Origin of the sequence: Brevundimonas sp. (assembly GCF_035561115.1) — a bacterium.
In the GTDB taxonomy this organism is placed as follows: domain Bacteria; phylum Pseudomonadota; class Alphaproteobacteria; order Caulobacterales; family Caulobacteraceae; genus Brevundimonas.
This window is the reverse complement of record NZ_DATMYH010000006.1, coordinates 20029-38780: the sequence shown is the minus strand read 5'-3', so window position 1 is coordinate 38780 and position 18752 is coordinate 20029. Positions and strand designations below refer to the sequence as shown.

Sequence of the window (18752 nt, the reverse complement as noted above, 5' to 3'; positions counted from 1 at the left end):
GGGGGGCGGAAGCCGGTTCCTGGGTCCGGGCGGCGTCCCCCTCCAGCAGAATGTCGACCTTGGCCTTGCCGCGCAGCTGCTCCAGCAGCTGGCGGACGCCTTCATAGGTCAGATAGCGCACGATCTGCGGCCGGGCCTGCTCCAGCGTCGGCGGCGTCTCGCGGCGGCGGTCCTCGACGCGCAGGACGGCCCAGCCGCCCTCGGTCTGGAACGGGCCGACGGTCGAGCCGGCGGGCTTGTCGCGCAGGGCGTTGGCGTAGGCCTCGGGCATGACGTCCAGCGTCCGGTAGCCCAGATCGCCGCCGGAATAGCGGGTGGCGTCGTCGATCGAACTTTCGGCGGCCACGGCCTCGAAGGCCGCGCCCTGCGCCAGAATGCCGATGACGGCGTCGGCCTCGGGCCGGGTGCGCGACAGGATCAGGCGCACGCGGACCTCTTCGGATGTCTGCGCCAGCCGGACCTGTTCCTGATAGATGGTCTCGACCGCCTTGTCGGAGATGGTGCCGTTGACGACCGTCTCGACCAGCATGTCGCCGAGAATGCGTTCGCGCGTCGCCTCGAGCCGGCGCTGGGCCAGGGCGGAATTGTCCAGACCGCGGCGGTCGGCCTCGGCGGCCAGCAGCTTCTGATCGATGACCTCGTCCAGCACGCGGCGGAACAGGTCGCTGGTGACGTCCAGCGGCTCGCCCTCGCCGACCAGGCCTTGCGCCACCGCCTCACGCTTGACGTCGGAGGCCCAGATGGTCTGGTCCTGGACCCTGGCCACGGCCCGGTCGCCGGGCTGGGGCGGACGGTCGGACCCGGCGCCCCGGCCGCAGGACGCCACGCCGAGGGTCAGCGCCATGCAGACGGCGATCAGGACGGGTGCGAAGGGGGTGGAAAGCCTCATCGGGGGCGCGCTCCGTCACGGGGCGGGAAAGGCCCTCGCGTTGACAGGGATAAGGCCGGTGCTTAAGTCCCGCCTGCGCCCAAGTCGAGGGGTTTTCGAACGTTCGCGCGGCCCTCGCGCGCGCCTGTGACAGGCGCCCGGGCCGACGACGCCGGGAACCCTTGGGCGAAGTCGTCGCCGCTCCTTCGGGACCCTTCCAGTACCAGGGCCTTTGTCGCCCGCCCGCCTTCGGAACATTCATGCTCGGCATCGCCAAGAAGATTTTCGGCTCCTCCAATGACCGCAAGGTCAAGGACTTCATGGGCCGGGTCCAGAAGATCAATGCGCTGGAGGACAAGTTCGCCGCCCTGTCGGACGACGAGCTGCGGATGATGACCGACGCCTTCCGCGACCGGCTGGCTGGCGGAGAGACGCTGGACAGGATCATGAACGAAGCCTTCGCGGTCGCCCGCGAGGCGTCCAAGCGGGTCCTGGGTCAGCGTCAGTACGACGTTCAGCTGGCCGGCGGCATGATCCTGCACGACGGCGGCATCGCCGAGATGCGCACGGGCGAGGGCAAGACCCTGGTCGCCGTGGCGCCCGTGTATCTCAACGCCCTGTCGGGCAAGGGGGTGCACGTCATCACCGTCAACGACTATCTGGCGCGGCGCGACGCCGAATGGATGGGCCGCGTCTACCGCTTCCTCGGCATGGAAGTCGGCGTCATCGTCAACGGCCTGTCGTCGGGCCAGCGCCAGGCGGCCTATGCGGCCGACATCACCTACGGCACCAACAACGAATTCGGCTTCGACTATCTGCGCGACAACCTGGTCTACGACCGCAAGGAGATGGTGCAGCGGCCGCACCATTTCGCCATCGTCGACGAGGTCGACTCCATCCTGATCGACGAGGCGCGCACGCCGCTGATCATCTCGGGCCCCACCGAGGACCGGTCGGACCTGTATCTGATCGTCGACGGCATCATCAAGGAACTGATCCAGGACAAGACGACCTTCGACCTCGACGAGAAGCAGCGTCAGGCGCTGCTGACCGAGGAAGGCTCCGAGAAGATCGAACAGATCATGGAGGATCGCGGCCTGTTCGCCGCCGACACCACGGGCCTGTACGACGCCGCCAACATCAGCCTGGTGCACCACATCAACCAGGCCCTGCGCGCCAACACCCTGTACCAGAAGGACAAGGACTACATCATCAAGGCCGGCGAGGTCATGCTGATCGATGAGTTCACGGGCCGGATGATGACCGGGCGCCGCCTGTCCGAGGGCCTGCACCAGGCCATCGAGGCCAAGGAGGGCGTGAAGATCATGCCCGAGAACCAGACCCTGGCCTCGGTCACGATCCAGAACTATTTCCGCCTCTACGAAAAGCTGTCCGGCATGACCGGCACGGCCGCGACCGAGGCGCAGGAGTTCCTCGACATCTACAAGATGGACGTGCTGGAGGTGCCGACCAACCGGCCCGTCAAGCGCATCGACCACGACGACGAGATCTTCCGCACCGAGGCCGAGAAGAACCTGGCCATCGCCGGCCTGATCGCCGAATGCCACGTCAAGGGCCAGCCCATCCTGGTCGGCACGGTGTCGATCGAGAAGTCCGAGACCCTGTCGAAACTGCTCGAGACCTATGAGTACGAGGTCACGCTCAAGACCTTGAAGCCGCAGCACGCCCATCTGATGGAGATGGTCGTCAGCGAGGACGACAAGGTCCGCCGCGAGGCGAAGAAGGCCTATCAGGCCCTGAAGGACGAGGACTTCGATATCGAGGTCAAGCGCGGCAAGGGCATTCCCCACAGCGTCCTGAACGCCCGCCAGCACGAGCAGGAGGCCTATATCGTCGCCGACGCGGGCCTGCCCGGCGTGGTGACCATCGCCACCAACATGGCCGGCCGCGGCACCGACATCCAGCTGGGCGGCAACCTGGAAATGCGCCTGCAGAAGTGGCGGCTGGAAAACCGCAACATGGCCGTCGAGGTCACGCCCGAGATGGAGGCCGAGGAAGAGGGCCGTCTGAAGGCCGACATCGCCGTGCAGAAGCAGAAGTCGCTGGCCGCCGGCGGCCTGTTCGTGCTCGGCACCGAGCGCCACGAGAGCCGCCGCATCGACAACCAGCTGCGCGGCCGGACCGGCCGTCAGGGCGACCCGGGCACCTCGAAATTCTTCCTGTCCTGCGAGGACGACCTGCTGCGCATCTTCGCCGGCGACCGTCTGGACGCCATCATGCGCAGCTTCGGCGTGGCCGAGGGCGAGGCCATCTCGCACCCGTGGTTGAACCGCGCCGTCGAGACCGCCCAGAAGCGCGTCGAGACCCGCAACTACGACATCCGCAAGAATCTGCTGAAGTACGACGACGTCGTGAACGACCAGCGCAAGGCCGTGTTCGAGCAGCGCCAGGAGTTCATGGACTCCGAGGACCTGTCCGAACTGGTCGGCGAGTTCCGCAACGACGTGATCTCCGACCTGATCGAAAAGCACATGCCGCCCAAGGCCTATGCCGAGCAGTGGGACATCGACGGGCTGGACGAGAAGATCCGTTCGACCCTGGGACTGGAGCTGCCGCTGCACGACTGGGCCGCCGAGGAAGGCGTCTCCAACGAGGAGATCGAGGAGCGGGTCGTCGCCGCCGCCGATGCGCGCGCCGTCGAGCGTATGGAGCAGATCGGGGCCGAGCAGACGCGCGGTCTGGAGAAGCAGTTCCTGCTGCAGATGATCGACATGCAGTGGCGCGAGCACCTGGTCCATCTGGACCACCTGCGCGGCGTCATCGGCCTGCGCGGCTATGGCCAGCGCGATCCGCTGAACGAGTACAAGACCGAGGCCTTCAACCTGTTCGAGACGCTGCTGTACGAGCTGCGCCACAACGTCACCCGCTGGCTGATGACCGTGGAGTTCCGCTTCGAACAGCCGCCGGCGATGGAAATGCCCGAGTTCCAGGAGATTCACCTGAACCCCGGCACCGGCGAGAACGAGATGGCGGATCCGCTGGCGCAGCTGCCGGAAGGGGCGCTGGAAGGCGACGCCCGCGCCCGCCTGCCGGTCGACGTCCTGCCGGCCGGATGGGAGCGTACGCCGCGCAACGCCGACTGCCCCTGCGGCTCGGGCCGCAAATTCAAGCACTGCCACGGAAGTTTGATTTAAGGGGCGCTACCGCTCGCCGCGCGGCGGCTCGCTGCTTGAGCGCGAGGGGTGATACTTTCGCGGGGAATTCGACGACGGCTTCGGCGGGGAATTCCGATACGACGGCGACAGTGACGACTGGGCCGCAGGAGGGTCGAGATGAGCCGCAAGGACCTGTTCTCCCGCGCCCTGTCGCTGGATCCGGAGCGGCTGCATTTCGCCGCGCACAGCCATCATCTGTGGCCGGACGCCAGTTTCGACGGGCAGGTCCGGGCCTGGGTCGAGGCGAACAAATTCGCCGACCGGAAATGGGACCTGATCTTCGGCGAGGTCGTGCCCGAGGCGCAGGCCCATGTGGCGAAGGAGCTGAATCTGCCGTCGCCCGACACGGTGGTGTTCGCGCCCAACACCCACGACTTCCTGCTGCGCATCTTCTCCGGCCTGGAACGGAAGCCCGTCCGCATCCTGTCCACCGACGGCGAATTCCACTCGTTCCGCCGCCAGGGCGAACGCTGGGAAGAGGCCGGAGAGGCGGTGGTCACGCGCGTCCCGCTGCACCCGTTCGAGACCTTCGACGACCGGTTTGTGGAAGCCGCGCGGAACGGGGGGTTCGACCTGATCGTGGTCAGTCAGATCTTCTTCAGGACGGGCCAGGTGTTCGGCCGGATCGCCGATCTGGCGGCGCTGGCCGATCCGGCGGGACCCTGGGTGATCGTCGACGGCTATCACGGCTTCATGGCGACGCCGACCGACCTGTCAGCGGCGGCGGACAGGATTTTCTACGTCACCGGGGGCTATAAATACGCCATGTCCGGCGAGGGGGCGGGCGTTCTGCACGCCCCCGACGGCTTCTGTCCGCGGCCGGTGTCGACCGGCTGGTTCGCCGAGTTCGGAAATCTGATGGGCCCGCCCGAGGGGGTGCAATACCGGGGCGACGCCGGGCGGTTCTGGGGCGCCACCTTCGAGGCGACGCCCTTGTACCGCTTCAACGGCGTGCGGGGGATGCTGGACGAGGCGGGAGAGACCACCGCGTCGGTTTCGGACCACGCCCGCGCCCTGATGCGGCGCTTCCAGGACGCCGTCAGCGGGGGCGAGGCCGGACGGCTTGAAGGGGCGGACCTGCTGAATCCGGTCGGCAACGAGACCAGCCGCGCGCGCTTCCTCGCCTTGCGTCACCCCGACGCCCAGGTCTGGCGCAAGCGTCTGCTGGACGCCAACGTCGTCACCGACGTGCGCGACGACGTGATCCGCTTCGGCTTCGGGCTGTACCAGGACGACGCCGACGTCGAACGGCTGGTCACGGCCTGCAAACGGGTCCTCTAGGCCGCAACTCCGTGCATCCCCGCGTTCGCGGGGATGCACGGAGTAATTGGACCGATTTCCTGGCTGACCCCTAGAAGAAGGTCGTGTCTTCCTGCTGCCTGGGTTCCGGCGCCTTGCGCGGGGCCGGGGGCGTCGCCGGACGCGGCGCGGTCGGGCGGGCGCCCGCCGGGGGACTCTGGCCTGGCGTCGCCGGAACGCCGCCGGCCGCGGGCGGAACGGGCGTCAGGTCGGGATAGGGCAGGCTCTCGGGGCTGCCCTCGCCGGCCCAGGCGGCGGGCGCCGCCGGATCGCCCGGGGCGACGGCCGGCGTCTCGATGCGGTCGGGCGCGTCGAGGTCGTCACGGATGAAGACCCACGAGCGGCTGTCCGAGCAGGCGCAGGCCTTCATGAAGCCCTCGCGGTCGCGCCAGATGACCAGCGGATAGCGGGTCTGCAGTCCTTCCTCGTTCAGCTTTCCGGCCAGGCTGGCGACGAAGTCGCGTCCCGCCTCGACCACGGCGCCGCGCGCCAGATTGCCGTCGGCGGCGGGGATGCCCGCGGCGGTCCAGTTGCGCACCGGGGTGGCGGTCCAGCGCTGGTACAGGGTCCAGTCGCGCGTCAGCCACAGCTCGGCCACCGTGGCGCGCTCGGCGGCGGTGGACTGGGCCAGGCCCTCGCGGTCCGGGCGGGCGAAGACGATGATGCGGACCTCGACGCCGGCGGCGCGCAGCTTGGGCGCCTCCTCCAGCTCGTAGCGCTGCATGGCGGCCGAGTCGCGATAGCCGATGATGTAGAGCGGCTGGCCGCCGCCGCCGGCTGAGATCCACGAGGATTCATCCAGCAGGCGCTGGATCGAGGCCTGGTTGCGCTGGACCGTCACCGGCTGGAAGCGGGCGTAGAAATGCTGGTAGGCCCAGAAGCCGCCGATGGCGAGGACCAGGCCTATCAGGGCCGCGAGGGCCGACCAGACGAAAAAGCGTCGCATGCGGGGGAGCGCTCCAGCTTCACGGTTCACACAGGTTAACGCCTAGCACCGAATTGGGTTGTCGCGCACGCCTGTCAGGCGAGTGGCGAGGGAGACCGCGGTTCCGGATCAGGGGAGGCCCGGCGGGGCTTCGAGGGGCGTTCCGCGGAGGGCGGCGTCGCGCATCCGGGCGGGCGCGCCGCGGATGTTGTCGCCGAGCTGCCGGATCGTCCGCTCGGCGTCGGGGGTCGCCGACGGCGTGTAGTGGGCGCACATGCCCGCCTCGAAGGCCGCCGCAAAGGCGTCGGTGTCCGGCTGCACGCCCGCGACGACGGCGCGGACATCGGCAGGACCGGTCGGATTGGCGCCGGGCCGGGTGGCGATGGCGTGGACCTGTTCGATCATCCGCTGCAGCCGCGCATCGCTGGCGGCGCTCAGCGCGACCAGCGTGTCGCGGGACGGGGCGGACCCGACGACGGCGGCGCAGGAGAAGGCCTGGGGGGCGGCCCAGAGGGCGGCCGAAAACGCCGCCACAGCCACGATCGCCATGGCGTCAGCCCATCGTCGGGATGACGAAGCTGGAATCCGCGTGCTCAAGCTCGCTGTCCGGCCAGCGCGCCGTGACGGTCTTGACCTTGGTCCAGAACTTCACGCCTTCCATCCCGTGCTGGTTGGTGTCGCCGAAGGCCGAGCGCTTCCAGCCGCCGAAGGTGTGATAGGCGACCGGCACCGGGATCGGGACGTTGATCCCGACCATGCCGACATTGACCCGGGCGGCGAAGTCACGCGCCGCGCGACCGTTCTGGGTGAAGATGGCGACGCCATTGCCGTACTGATGCTTCGACGGCAGGTGCAGGGCCTCCTCGAAGCTGGCGGCGCGGACGATCTGCAGCACCGGGCCGAAGATCTCCTCCTTGTAGGACTCCATCTCCGGCGTGACGTGGTCGAACAGCGACGGGCCGATGAAATAGCCCTTCTCGTGCCCCTGCAGGCTGAAGCCGCGGCCGTCGACGACCAGTTCGGCCCCCTCCTGCACGCCCTTCTCGATCCAGCCCTCGACGCGGGCCTTGTGCTGGGCGGTGACGACCGGTCCGTAGTGGGCGCCGGCGTCGGTCGAGACGCCGACCCGCATGGTCGGTATCTCGGCGACCATCCGCTCGCGCAGCTCGTCGGCGGTCTTCTTTCCGACGGGGACGACGACCGGCAGGGCCATGCAACGCTCCCCGGCCGAGCCGTAAGCGGCGCCCGACAGGTCCTTGATCACCTGGTCCATGTCGGCGTCGGGCAGGACGATGCCGTGGTTCTTGGCCCCGCCCATGGCCTGGACGCGTTTCCCGTGCGCCGCGCCGGTCTGGTAGACATAGTTGGCGATGTCGGACGAGCCGACGAAGCTGACGGCGTGAATCAGCGGATGGGTCAGGATGGCGTCGACCGCCGCCTTGTCGCCGTGCACGACGTTCAGCACGCCTGCCGGGGCGCCCGCCTCCATCATCAGCTCGGCCAGACGCACCGGAACGGACGGATCGCGCTCGGACGGCTTGAGGATGAAGGTGTTGCCGACGGCGATGGCGACGCCGAACATCCACATCGGGATCATGGCCGGGAAGTTGAACGGGGTGATGCCCGCCACCACGCCCAGCGGCTGGCGCATCGAATAGACGTCGATGCCCGGACCGGCGCCCCAGGTGTATTCGCCCTTCAGCGCATGCGGGATGCCGCAGGCGAACTCGATCACTTCCAGACCGCGCTGGATGTCGCCTTTCGAGTCGGCGATGACCTTGCCGTGTTCGGCCGACAGCAGTTCGGCGAGCTCGTTCATATTGGCCTCGACGAGGCGCTTGAACTCGAACATCACCCGCGCGCGGCGCTGGGGGTTGGTCGAGGACCAGCCGTCGAAGGCGTTCCGGGCCGCCTGGACGGCGCGATCCATCTCGGCGACCGAGGCCAGTTGCACCCGGGCCTGGACGTCGCCGGTGTTGGGATTGAAGACGTCCGAAAACCGGCCCGAGGCGCCCGTGAAGCTGGCGCCGTCGATGAAGTGGTTGATGTCGCGCATGGTCGGAGCGTTTCCTGAATGGAGGCTTGTTCTGGTTGGCGCGCGGTTTAGCCCGACCAATCCCCGCGCGCCAGTGTCAGACCGCCGCGTCGAACAGGGCGTCACGGGCGACGTCGGCCTTGAGCATGGGGAAGAAATGGGTGCCGCCCGGGACGGTCTCGACCGTGACACGGGGCAGGCCGCGCGGGGTCCCGGTCAGGTGGCAGGTCGAGCCGGCTTCGGCCTTCAGGATGCGGACGGGCCGGTCCAGTCGCCTGAGGGCGCGCCATGGGTCGTGGCTCTGGGCTGCATAGTTGGAGGCCTCCCAGGCCGGGTCGCAGGCCAGGACGAATCCGTCCGCCGTCTCGACCAGGCCGTCGGCCAGATAGTCGGCCAGCATCATCTCGGGCCAGCCTCTGAAGGCGCCGCGTCCGGCGTAGGCGGCCAGGGCCTGCTCGCGGCTGTCGAAGACGGCGCGGCGGCGCAGGGCGTTGCGGACCAAGGGGATGCGGGAGGCCAGCCGGTCGAAAAGGGGAAGCTGGAAGGCGGCGACCGTCAGCCGGCTCCAGATCACGGGATCGAACAGAACCAGGCCGGCGACGCGCTCAGGGCGCTCGGCGGCGGCCAGAAGCGCCGAGGTTCCGCCCATGGAATGGCCCGCCAGAACCGCCGGCGGTCCGTTCAGCGCCTCCAGCAGGGCGATCAGGTCGTCGCGGTGATCGTACCAGTGGCGACGGCCGACGGGATCGGTCGGCAGGGTGGTCCCGCCATGGCCGCGCAGGTCCGGCGCCCAGATGCGCAGGCTGCCCGACAGGGGCGCCAGCAGGGTGCGGTAGGTCAGAGCGTTGAAGCCGTTGGCGTGAACGAAGACGATGTCGACGGGACGGTTCGCGTCGCCGAAATCCAGCACGCTCATGCGTCCCTCGCCCCAGCGGTTCGACACCGGAAGGCTCAGGCGACGGGGCGGGGAGAGCCGGATCGCGTCCATTCAGGGCAGATAGGCGGTTGACGGGGGCCGCGCCAGTTCACCCGAGGGAAGGCTCAGCCCGCGATGCAGGCGGGGCAGCGGCCGTGGGCCTCGATGGTGGTGCGAACGATGGCGTAGCCGGCGGTCTCGGCGGCCCGTCCCAGATCGCCGGCGACGGGGGCGGACACCTCCTGCGTCGCGCCGCAGCAGTCGCAGATCAGAAAGGCGGCGGCGTGGTCGACGCTGCCCGAGGTGCAGGCGACATAGGCGCTGATGGAGGCGATGCGGTGAGCCAGGCCCTTGCGCTCCAGGAATTCGAGCGCGCGGTAGACGGTCGGCGGCTTGGCCGGCTGGCCGTCGTCGCCGAAACGGGCGATCAGATCATAGGCCTTCACCGGCTCGCCGGCGGCCAGCAGCAGCTCCAGCACGCGCAGGCGGGCCGGCGTCATCCGCTCGCCCTCGGCGGTCAGCCGGCGGTCGGCCTCATCCATCGCGCGGGCCACCTCGGCGGCGGCCGGCGGACCGTCATCGTGATGATGATGGCAGTGCTCGCTCATGCGCCAGAGCTAGGCCCTCGCCGCGGCCGCCGCAACAGGGCGGCTTGACCTTCTGTGATGTTATCTCGTAACACCTAGTCATCGCTTCTGTACCGGATCTCCCCATGTCTCCGTCCCTCGTATCCCGCGCCGCCCTGACTGCCGCCCTTGGGTGGAGCGCCATGGCCGGCGTCGCCGCCGCCCAGTCGGCTCCACAGGATCCGGCGGCGGTTCTTGACGACGTCATCGTCACCGGCGCGCCCTACGGCATCAGCGCCCGCGCCACGACCATCGCCACCACGGTGATCGACGAGGAGGCCCTGGCCACGGCGCCCGCCGCCTCGCTGGGCGATCTGGTCGCGGGCCTGCCGGGCATGCGCTCGACCGACTTCGCCCCCGGCGCCAGCCGCCCGGTGATCCGCGGCCTGTCGGGACCGCGGGTGCAGGTGCTGACCAACGGCATCGGCCTGATCGACGCCAGTTCGGTGTCGCCTGACCACCAGGTCGCGACCGACCCGGCCGAGGCCAACCGCATCGAGATCGTGCGCGGTCCGGCCACCCTGGCCTATGGCGGCACGGCCATCGGCGGCGTGGTCAATGTGCTGGACAACCGTATCCCGACCGAAATGCCGGACGGCGTCGACGGCATGGTCTCGGCCCAGGCGTCCAGCGTCGACGACGGCTGGTCGACCTCGGCCCGGGCGACCTTCGGCCTCGGGCCCATCGCGATCAGCGTCGACGGGGTGAAGAAGGAAGCCGACGACTACGACATCCCCTCGCCCGCCATCTCGCAGCGGCTGGCCGACGCCGAGGGGATCGCGCGGGGGCCGGGCGGAACCCAGCCCAACAGCTTCTCGGAACTGGAAAGCTGGGGCGTGGGCGCGTCATGGATCGGATCGCGGGGCTTCCTCGGCGCCTCGTACAAGGACCTGTCCAGCACCTATGGCACGGTGGCCGAGCCGGACGTCTTCATCCAGCTGGAGCAGACGCGCGAGGACGTGCGCGGCGAGCTGCGTTTCGACGGCGGTCCGTTCCAGAAGCTGACCGGTTCCTACGGCCACGCCGACTACACCCACACCGAATTCGAGGGACCCGGCAATCCGGGAACCATCTTCGAGTCCGACGGCCAGGAGGCGCGGGCCGATCTGGTGCAGCGGACGCGGAACGGCTGGAACGGCGCGGTCGGCGTGCAGGCCCTGTCGCGAACCTTCGAGGCGATCGGCGCCGAGGCCTTCGTGCCGACCAGCGACATCGAGGAAGCCGGAATCTACACCGTCCAGCGGCTCGACCGGGCCGGCTGGGGGCTGGAGGGCGGCCTGCGCTACGACCGGCGCTCGGTCACGGCCACGCCGTTGTCGGGCGGGTCGGAAATCGCACGCGAGTTCGACAACTGGTCGGGCTCTGTGGCGGCCTTCATCAAGCCGACGGCGAACCTGTTTCTCGGCCTGAGCCTGGCTCACAACGAGCGGGCTCCGTCCGAGGTCGAGCTGTTCGCCGACGGCCTGCACGTCGCCACCGGCGTCTATGAGCGCGGGGATGCGACGCTGGATAACGAGACGGTGACGACCGTGGAGGGCACCCTTCACTACACCGCCGACCGGTTCCGCGGGGATCTGCACGTCTACGCCTCGACCTATGACGGCTTCATCGACGAACAGGACACGGGCGCGGTGTTCGTGGACGGCGGGGAAAGCTTCCCCATCTTCCAGTTCGTCCAGACCGGCGCCGAGTTCCGCGGTTTCGAGGCCGAGGGCGAATACGACCTGTGGGCCAGCGGCGATCGCGCCCTGAGCCTGGAAGGCGCCGTCGACTTCGTGGACGCCGAGACCGATCAGGGCCCGGCGGCGCGCATTCCGCCGTACAGCGCCACCGCCCGGCTGAACTGGACCTCGACGCCGTTCGACGCCTCGCTGGAGGTCCGCCACGTCGGCGAACAGGACGAGTTGGCGGCGTATGAGTTGGGCACCGACGGCTACACCATGGTCAATCTGTCGGGCGTCTGGCGGCCGTTCGCCGACAAGGGCGTCACCCTGTTCGCCGAGGGTCACAATCTGACCGACGAGGAAGCGCGCGAACACGTCAGCTTCCTCAAGGATATCGCCCCCCTGCCGGGGCGGAACCTGAGGGTCGGGGTCAGCTACAGGTTCTGACGGCCGCCTGCTAACCGCATCGGACGCCCCGGGGGCGAGCCGGTTTGCGGGGAGGGGGCGACTACGCTAGAAGCCCCCTTCATTTTCCTTCAGAGCCCGATCGCGTTCATGACCGATACAACCGCCGCCTCGCCCCTGTCGGGCAATGTTCTGTTCTACGCCCAGCCCGAGCCGCTGTCGGTCGAGATCCACGGCGCCCTGGGCGTCGACGCGGTCGACAAGCCCTACGCCTTCGTCGCCCAGACCAATCTGGTGCCTCTGATGGTCACGGAATTCGCTCCGGCGGCCCTGTCGTATCCGGTGATCTTCGTCGGCGAGAACAAGCAGCCGGTGGCGGTGATGGCGCTGCGCGCCGGCGAGAACCTGTTCGTCAGCGACGACGGCGAGTTCCGCGCCGAAGCCTACATCCCGGCCTATGTCCGCCGCTATCCGTTCGTCTTCGCCAACGACGACGCGCAGAAGCGTCTGATCCTGTGCGTCGACCGCGCCGCGCCGTTCATCAAGGAAGGCGGCGCCACCCCGCTGTTCGTCGACGGCCAGCCCTCGCCCTATACCCAGCAGGCGATGGAGTTCTGCAACAATTTCGAGCAGGAGCGTCTGCGCACCGAGGCCTTCCTCACCCTGCTGAAGGACATGGATCTGCTGGACACGCGCGAAGCCATCTTCACGCCGCGCAATCCGGACGGAACCGCCGCCGCGCCGCAGAAGATCGCCGAATATTTCGCCGTCTCGGAAGACAAGCTGAAGGCCCTGCCGGCCAAGAAGCTGGCCGAACTGCGCGATAACGGCGCCCTGGGCCAGATCTACGCCCATCTGGTCTCGCTGCTGGGCTGGGATCGCCTGATCGCCATGGCCTTCCAGAAGGCCGCCGCCGCCCAGCCGGCCGCCGGCAACGCCTGATTTCAGGGCGCCTGCCGCGCTTCGCGCTACTTGACGCGCGCTGACGTGATCACGGGACAAGCCCCGTCCGGTTCGCCGGGCGGGGCTTTTTCCTGTCTCAGCGGCGGGCCAGCAACGCCCGCGTCAGGCAGGAGAACACCAGCCGCCCCGCCTCGTCGAGCAGATCGTGCTGGGCGATGACGATGCCTTTTTCGTCGCCGACCGGATCCTTGCCCATCACCGTCATGCGGCCCCGCATCAGCTCCCCGGCAGGGGGATTGCGCATGAAGCGCAGACCATCCACCGCCAGCACCTTGGACTGGGCCCAGCCCGAGGCCTTGTCGGCGAAGACGCGGCTCCACAGGGCGTAGACCATGGCCTCCGGCGCGCCGTACGAGACATCCCAGCCGGGCGAGAACCGCTCGACGAACACGTCCAGGGCGGCGGGGTCGACCATGCAGGCGCCCAGGGAGATGACCTCGCCGACGCCCAGGTCTTCGAAATGGACGTGCAAGGGCTCAGTCATGTCCAGGTCCCGTCAGCCCGCCGGTTCTTCCGATACGCGGACCAGCAGCTTGCCGTCATGGTCGCCGGTGAACAAGCGGTTCAGCGAATCCAGCGCGCCTTCCAGCCCGTCGTCGACGTGGACCTTCCATTTCACCGTGCCGTCCGCCAGCCAGGGCCCCATCTCGGCGACCATTTCACGGCCGCGGTGGGCGTAATCCAGAACCAGAAAACCCTGGATGTTCAGGCGATGGGTGATGATGCGCGCGAAATTCGGCGAGGGCGGCGCCTTCGTCGCATTATAGGCCGAGATCAGACCGCAGACGGCCATGCGGCCGTGGGTCTTCAGACGGTTGTAGACGGCGATCATGATGTCGCCGCCGACGTTCTCGAAATTCAGGTCGACGCCGTCGGGCGCCAGGCGGTCCAGCGCTTCCCCGACGTCCTCGTTCTTGTAGTCGATGGCGGCGTCGAACCCGAGTTCTTCGGTCAGCCAGCGGCATTTGTCCGGCCCGCCGGCGATGCCGATGACGCGGCAGCCGCGCGCCTTGGCCACCTGGCCCGCGATCGAGCCCACCGCGCCGGCCGCGGCGGAGATGACGATGGTCTCGCCGGCCTTGGCCTTGAGCACGTCGGTGACGCCGAAATAGGCGGTCATGCCGGTCATGCCGAGGACGCTGAGGTTGGCGGTCAGGGGCATGCCGGGCGCGCGGTGCACGGGGCGCAGTTCCATTTCGTTGACGACGGCGTAGTCGGACCAGCCGCCCGACAGGGGCGTGACCACGTCGCCGGCGCGGAAGCGGCTGGAGCGGCTTTCCTCGACCACGCCCAGGGTCAGGCCGCGCATCACGCCGCCGATCGCCACCGGCGGCAGATAGCCCTCGGCGTCATTCATCCAGGTGCGGTTGGTGGGGTCCAGCGACAGATAGATGGTGCGGACCAGGACCTGGGATTCGTTCAGCGCCGGCACGGGCGCCTCGACGAGTTCGAGATCGCCGGGCTTGACCAGGCCTTTCGGCCGTTGGCGCAGCACCCACTGACGATTGACGCGAGCCATGAGGATCTCCGGGTTTTCTTTCTGGACGCACATAGTCAGCAAGCCGGGCCGCCTGTCCAGCCGGCGCAAAGAAAAAGGCGGACCGTTTCCGGTCCGCCCGAGTCGCATCATCGAGAATGAGGCGCGGAGGCGACAGACTGACTTTCGTCAGTCTCAAGTCGGGGGGGCGTCGCCGCCTCCGCATGTGGATAACGGCGACCCCGGTTGTCGGTTCCGGACCTTCGGTGCATTTTTTTCGCCCTGCAGGCGAGGCCGGAACGGCTACGCTGGGCGGCGCGTTCATCAGGCTGATCCAACGCCTCGACGGAGCCGAGCCATGACCCATGAATCCCCCCACGACAAGGCCGCCGACGCCGTCCATGAGGGTCGTCCCGTCGAGGCCCAATATGTCCGCGGCGGTCGCGGCGGCGTCCGAATCCTGACCTTGCTGATCGTTTCCCTGGCGGCGGTGGCGATCCTGCTGCTGGGCATGTGGTTCGTCAGCCAGGGCGGCTTCGCCAACACCAACGCCAATGACGGCGATCAGGCGGTCGACGCCCAGGCCTTCCAGGGCGATGCGGCCGCGCCGCCGACCGCCGATGCGCCGACGGCCGCCGGCGGCCAGCCGACCAATCCGCCCGCGGGCGAAACGCCCAACGTCAATGCGCCGACGGCTCCGTCCTCCACGACGAACTGAGGCGTGAGCGAGACAGCAAAAAGCCCCGGTCCTGCGACCGGGGCTTTTCCTTTGTCCGGGGAGAGTCTTACGCCGCCGCCTTCTGGCGCGACGGATGGAAGAACAGCGCCTGGCTGATCGCCGCCTTCACCGTCTCCGGCTGGAACGGCTTGGTGATCAGGAAGGTCGGCTCGGGCCGCTCGCCGGTCAGCAGACGTTCCGGGAAGGCCGTGATGAAGATCACCGGCACGTCGATCCGCTTGAGGATGTCCTTGACCGCGTCGATGCCCGACGAACCGTCGGCCAGCTGGATGTCGGCCAGGACGAGGCCCGGACGGTGGCGGGCGACGGCGTCGACGGCCTCGTCATGGGTCGTGGCGGTGCCGGTCACGCGATGGCCCAGCTCCTTCACCAGGCTTTCGATGTCGGCCGAGATGATGGCTTCGTCCTCGATGATCAGGACGTCGGTGGCCAGTTCAGCGTCGATATCCGACTGGGCTTCCGAGATCAGGCGTTCGACGTCATGGGCGTCGGCGTCCAGGATCTGGGCGGCTTCCGAGGGCGTGAATCCCTCCAGCGCCGTCAACAGGAAGGCCTGGCGCGAGCGCGGCGCGATCCGCATCAGGCGGCGCGAGGCGTCGTCGCTGCGGCCTTCCAGGCCGCTCTTGTCTTCCAGCTGGGCGCCGGTGGTGGCCCAGATGGCGTGGAAGACATGATAGAGGGCGACGCGCGGCGTCATTTCGGCGGGCAGCTGGCGCTCCCCGGCGGCCAGCGCCTCGAGGGCGACGCGGACGTAGTTGTCTCCCGTGGTCTGGTCGCCGGTCAGCGCGCGCGCGTAGCGGCGAACGTACGGCAGGTGCGGCGCAAGGCGGGCCAGAAGGCTCATGTAGTAAAATCCCCGACAGAAGCGGTTCCGACCATTGGAACCTCAGCAGGTCCGGTCAACGTATCAAATACGCCACGGTTCCCGCCCAGACGCACAAGCTTGAGCATTAATCATGGGTAACCTAGGAACCGCCCCTGCTGAGTGGCGTTTGGCCAGTCGCACAAGTCTTTCGTCAGGGTGGCGGCCGTTTTTTCAATGACAGACAATTCCAATCCTCCGGGCAAGGGCCCGCCCAAGGGCGGCGCCAGTCTGGAGGAAGCACGACTTCGCCAGCAGGCGATCGGCGTGAAGCTGCGCCATATGTTCGACGAGATCGTCAACGAGCAGGTTCCGGACGAGTTTCTGGACATCCTGCGTCGCGCTGACGAGCGGTCGTCGGGCGGAGGCGGCGCATGAGCGGTGCGACCAATCCGCCGCCCAAGCCCCCCTCAGCCGACGATAATGCTTTCAAGCAGGAGCTGGTCGCGCTGATTCCGCATCTGCGCGCCTTCGCCCGCACCCTGACCGGCGATCCCACCGCCGCCGACGACCTGGCGCAGGACGCCATGATGAAGGCCTGGGACGCGCGGGCCAGCTATCAGATGGGCACGAACATGAAGGCCTGGACCTTCATGATCCTGCGCAACCAGTTCTATTCCGAAAAGCGCCGGTCGTGGCGTCAGTCGCAGCTGGACCAGGAAGCCGCCGAGCGGACCCTGGTGGCCGTCGACGACCCTGAATCCCCGGTGGCGCTGGACGAATTGCGCCTCGCCCTCGCCACCCTGCCGGAAGAGCAGCGCGAGGCGCTGATCCTCGTCGGCGCCGGCGGCTTCGCCTATGAGGAGGCTGCCGAAATCTGCCAGTGCGCGGTGGGCACGGTGAAAAGCCGCGTGTCCCGCGCCCGCAAGGCTCTCCAGGCCACCCTTGAAAAGGGCGGCTATGCCCGGGACGGCCGGGCCGCAGGCGACGCCATGCGTTCCATCCTGGCCGCCGCTGACCGCCTGAGCAGCGTCCGGCAGGACTGAGCGGGTGGTCCGCATCGGACGAATGCTGGCCAAAGGGGTAGGCCGCAGTCTGGGTCCGCCGCAGTTCCACGGAATCCGCTTCCGCCTCGGATCGGCGATGGCGCTCGCCCTGTTGCCCATTCTTGTTCTGGGCGCCTTCCAGGCGCAGTCCGCCTTCCGGGCGCAGGACGCCGAGCGCCGCTCGGACCTGCAGCTGGCGGCCGAGCGGACCGCGGCCAACGCCAAAAGCCATCTCGACAGCACCGGCGTGCTGCTCCAGGCCCTGCGGCCGGAGGCGCTGGACGTATTCTGCGAACCGCGCCTGACCGACCTGGTCGAGCGGCTCGAGAATCTCGACGGCCTGGCCCGGTTGACGGCGACGGGTGTGACCGCCTGCGCGTCCCGGGGGCTCAGCCGGGCCTTGCCGACCTGGTTGGCGCAGGCGCCCGCCAGTCCCTGGTTCCTGCGGCTCAGAAGCGGGGAGGGAATGGTGCTGGCGCGGGCGCCTGTCGTCGCCGGCCGGTCGCCGGGTCTGATCGTGGCCATCCGGCTGGAACGTCCGCTGGGCGCGTTCGACGGCGCCATGGTGGCGCTGATACCCTTGACCAGCCTTCAGCCCGATGTGGACGACCCGGCCCTGCCCGAGGGATCGCAGGCGGCCCTGACTGACAGCGATGGACGGCTGCTGACGGCCACCGAGGCGGACGCCTTCATCCTGTCGGGCGGCGACACCCTGACCGGCTGGGTCGGGCGGGCGCGGTCGGGCGCCTCGGCGATCTTCGAGGCCGACGACGCCCGGGGGCGCCATCGGGTCTACGCCGGCGCCGCCCTGGCGGGGCGCGATGTCTATGCGCTGCTGTCGGCGCCCGCGCCCGGCCTGCTGTCCTGGGCCCGGCTGAACCCGGTGGGCGCCCTGCTGGTCCCCCTGCTGGCCTGGTTCATCGCCTTCGGGGCGGTGATGCTGGTCAGCGAGCGGATCGTCATCCGCTGGCTGGACTATCTTGAGCGGATCGCCGCCATCTACGCCCGGGGACGGTTCAACGTGCGCCCGCTGCAGGCCATGAACGCGCCGGCGGAGATCCGCGTTCTGGCCCGGACGCTCGACGAACTGGCCGAGTCGATCGTCGCCCGCGACACCGCCCTGACCGCCTCTCTGGCGGAGAAGGACGCGCTGATGCGCGAGATCCATCACCGGGTGAAGAACAATCTGCAGATCATCTCGTCGCTGCTGTCGATGCAGCAGCGGGCCCTGACCGATCCGGCGTCCAAGGCCGCGGTGGGCGACACGCGCCAGCGGATCGCCGCCCTGGCCCTGATCTATCGCACCCTCTACCAGAGCGACGACCTGCGCTACGCCGACGCCCGCATCTTCCTGACCGAACTGGTCGGCCAGCTGGTGGCCAGCGAGGCGGGCCGCGGCGTCGTGGTGACCTCCTCGGTCGAGGCGGATTCGCTGGTCGTCGATCCGGACAAGCTGGCGCCGCTGGCCCTGTGGCTGGTCGAGGCGGTGACCAACGCCCAGAAGCACGCCTTCGCGGGCCGGGGCGGCAACCTGCAGGTCCGCTTCCATGTCCGGGGCGACAAGAGCGTGCTGGAGGTGCAGGACGACGGGCCGGGGGTCAGCGAGACCTTCCGCGCCGGCGTCGGGCGCACCTTGATGGGGGCCTTCGCCAAACAGCTGAGGGGCGAGGTCGAGATGGTTCCGGCGCCCGACGGGGGGACGGTCGCGCGCCTGATCTTCGCCACGCCGGAGGCCGTGGTGCCGACGGATCCGGCGGATCTGGGAACCTCGGCCGGGCCGTCACGTTGATACTGCAGACGCCGCCTCCCCT

17 protein-coding genes are annotated in these 18752 nt (G+C 68.8%); 8 read left to right on the top strand and 9 right to left on the bottom strand.

Annotation, left to right across the window (positions count from 1 at the left end):
• The coding region (locus VN378_RS00740) for a peptidylprolyl isomerase (protein WP_325740012.1) at positions 1-889 on the bottom strand (889 nt) is incomplete at its 3' end.
• 239 nt (positions 890-1128) lie between these two features.
• On the opposite strand from VN378_RS00740, the gene secA reads away from it, so the two are divergent.
• Entirely contained in the window at positions 1129-4023 is a 2895-nt protein-coding gene (gene secA, locus VN378_RS00735) for a preprotein translocase subunit SecA (protein WP_325740010.1), read from the top strand.
• Positions 4024-4161: 138 nt separating this feature from the next.
• Positions 4162-5325, top strand: coding sequence for an aminotransferase class V-fold PLP-dependent enzyme (locus tag VN378_RS00730; protein ID WP_325740008.1), 1164 nt, complete (start codon positions 4162-4164; stop codon positions 5323-5325).
• Between the two features lie 70 nt (positions 5326-5395).
• Here the strand turns inward: VN378_RS00730 and VN378_RS00725 are convergent, their stop codons facing one another.
• From VN378_RS00725 to VN378_RS00705, 5 genes are all read right to left on the bottom strand, one after another.
• Positions 5396-6289 carry a hypothetical protein gene (locus VN378_RS00725; protein ID WP_325740006.1) on the bottom strand — a complete coding sequence of 298 codons (894 nt, stop codon included), beginning with the start codon at positions 6287-6289 and terminating at the stop codon, positions 5396-5398.
• Positions 6290-6397: 108 nt separating this feature from the next.
• Complete coding sequence (locus VN378_RS00720; RefSeq protein WP_325740004.1) at positions 6398-6817, bottom strand: hypothetical protein; 420 nt, start codon at positions 6815-6817, stop codon at positions 6398-6400.
• A 4-nt stretch (positions 6818-6821) separates the two neighbouring features.
• Positions 6822-8324 carry a CoA-acylating methylmalonate-semialdehyde dehydrogenase gene (locus VN378_RS00715; protein ID WP_325740002.1) on the bottom strand — a complete coding sequence of 501 codons (1503 nt, stop codon included), beginning with the start codon at positions 8322-8324 and terminating at the stop codon, positions 6822-6824.
• 76 nt (positions 8325-8400) lie between these two features.
• Complete coding sequence (locus tag VN378_RS00710; protein ID WP_325740000.1) at positions 8401-9291, bottom strand: alpha/beta hydrolase; 891 nt, start codon at positions 9289-9291, stop codon at positions 8401-8403.
• A 53-nt stretch (positions 9292-9344) separates the two neighbouring features.
• Positions 9345-9827 (bottom strand): Fur family transcriptional regulator, encoded by a 483-nt coding sequence (locus tag VN378_RS00705; RefSeq protein ID WP_325739998.1) that lies wholly within the window; start codon positions 9825-9827, stop codon positions 9345-9347.
• A 104-nt stretch (positions 9828-9931) separates the two neighbouring features.
• On the opposite strand from VN378_RS00705, the gene VN378_RS00700 reads away from it, so the two are divergent.
• Both VN378_RS00700 and VN378_RS00695 read left to right on the top strand, forming a co-directional pair.
• Positions 9932-11956, top strand: a complete 2025-nt coding sequence (locus VN378_RS00700; RefSeq protein WP_325739996.1) for a TonB-dependent receptor — start codon at positions 9932-9934, stop codon at positions 11954-11956.
• Positions 11957-12064: 108 nt separating this feature from the next.
• The gene (locus VN378_RS00695) at positions 12065-12856 is read left to right on the top strand and encodes a SapC family protein (RefSeq protein WP_325739994.1); all 792 of its coding nucleotides are present in this window, start codon (positions 12065-12067) and stop codon (positions 12854-12856) included.
• Between the two features lie 97 nt (positions 12857-12953).
• Here VN378_RS00695 and VN378_RS00690 read toward each other — a convergent pair whose 3' ends face one another.
• Both VN378_RS00690 and VN378_RS00685 read right to left on the bottom strand, forming a co-directional pair.
• The gene (locus VN378_RS00690) at positions 12954-13361 is read right to left on the bottom strand and encodes an acyl dehydratase (RefSeq protein ID WP_325739992.1); all 408 of its coding nucleotides are present in this window, start codon (positions 13359-13361) and stop codon (positions 12954-12956) included.
• Positions 13362-13373: 12 nt separating this feature from the next.
• Positions 13374-14396 carry an NADP-dependent oxidoreductase gene (locus tag VN378_RS00685; protein ID WP_325739988.1) on the bottom strand — a complete coding sequence of 341 codons (1023 nt, stop codon included), beginning with the start codon at positions 14394-14396 and terminating at the stop codon, positions 13374-13376.
• Positions 14397-14712: 316 nt separating this feature from the next.
• Between VN378_RS00685 and VN378_RS00680 the strand changes: the two genes are divergently transcribed.
• Entirely contained in the window at positions 14713-15072 is a 360-nt protein-coding gene (locus tag VN378_RS00680) for a hypothetical protein (protein WP_325739984.1), read from the top strand.
• A 67-nt stretch (positions 15073-15139) separates the two neighbouring features.
• Here VN378_RS00680 and VN378_RS00675 read toward each other — a convergent pair whose 3' ends face one another.
• Positions 15140-15937 (bottom strand): response regulator, encoded by a 798-nt coding sequence (locus tag VN378_RS00675; protein ID WP_325739981.1) that lies wholly within the window; start codon positions 15935-15937, stop codon positions 15140-15142.
• Between the two features lie 195 nt (positions 15938-16132).
• Between VN378_RS00675 and VN378_RS00670 the strand changes: the two genes are divergently transcribed.
• From VN378_RS00670 to VN378_RS00660, 3 genes are all read left to right on the top strand, one after another.
• A complete protein-coding gene (locus tag VN378_RS00670; protein WP_325739978.1) occupies positions 16133-16333 on the top strand; it encodes a NepR family anti-sigma factor in 201 nt (66 codons plus the stop codon).
• Positions 16330-16941, top strand: a complete 612-nt coding sequence (locus tag VN378_RS00665; RefSeq protein ID WP_325739975.1) for a sigma-70 family RNA polymerase sigma factor — start codon at positions 16330-16332, stop codon at positions 16939-16941. The genes VN378_RS00670 and VN378_RS00665 overlap by 4 nt, the downstream gene beginning before the upstream one ends.
• Positions 16942-17038: 97 nt before the next feature.
• Positions 17039-18730 (top strand): sensor histidine kinase, encoded by a 1692-nt coding sequence (locus VN378_RS00660; protein WP_325739973.1) that lies wholly within the window; start codon positions 17039-17041, stop codon positions 18728-18730.
• Positions 18731-18752: the final 22 nt, after the last annotated feature.